We start from the raw sequence: 706 nt of genomic DNA on the forward strand, positions 1-706 counted from the left end.
AAAGCACTGCGATTAAGACGGTTTTGGACACGCTCAAACAAGCGGGAATCGAAAACATCGTTAACACGCGTGAACCTGGTGGGACACCTCTTGCCGAGAAAATGCGCGCTTTAGTCAAGGAAGAGCATGAAGGCGAAGAGTTGAAAGACATGACAGAGTTGCTTCTGTTGTACGCCGCGCGTGTTCAACTGGTTGAGAATGTGATTAAGCCAGCGCTTGCAAACGGACAATGGGTTGTTGGCGATCGCCATGACTTGTCATCACAAGCTTACCAAGGTGGTGGCCGTCAAATTGATGCGTCACTCATGAAAAACCTTCGTGACACCACGTTGGGTGACTTTAAGCCCGCATTTACACTTTATATGGACATCGACCCTCGTATCGGTCTTGAGCGCGCTCGTGGTCGTGGCGAGCTAGACCGTATTGAAAAGATGGATATCAGCTTCTTCGAGCGCACTCGTGAGCGTTATTTGGAAATCGCCAATGCTGATCCGTCAATTGTTGTGATCAATGCAGAACAATCGATTGAAGAAGTGTCTCGTGATATTCAAGACGCCTTGAATGAATGGTTGTCTCGCCAGTAAGTAAAAAGCGAATATAGGTTACGCATGTTTAATGATTTTCCTTGGCTAAAGCCAGCATGGGAGAACCTCAAATCTGGGTTGGATTCAGATCGAATTCCTGGAGCTTTATTGCTGCAAAGTAA

General features: G+C 46.9%; 1 protein-coding gene and 1 pseudogene. Both read left to right on the forward strand.

Annotated features, from left to right (window positions below):
- On the forward strand, nt 1-584 hold a 584-nt coding region (tmk, locus tag R7P74_RS26475; RefSeq protein WP_318123628.1), incomplete at its 5' end, for a dTMP kinase.
- 24 nt (nt 585-608) lie between these two features.
- Nucleotides 609-706: pseudogene (locus R7P74_RS26480) on the forward strand (DNA polymerase III subunit delta'); the annotation flags it as partial.

The sequence above is a fragment of the Vibrio sp. 2033 genome, from assembly GCF_033339735.1.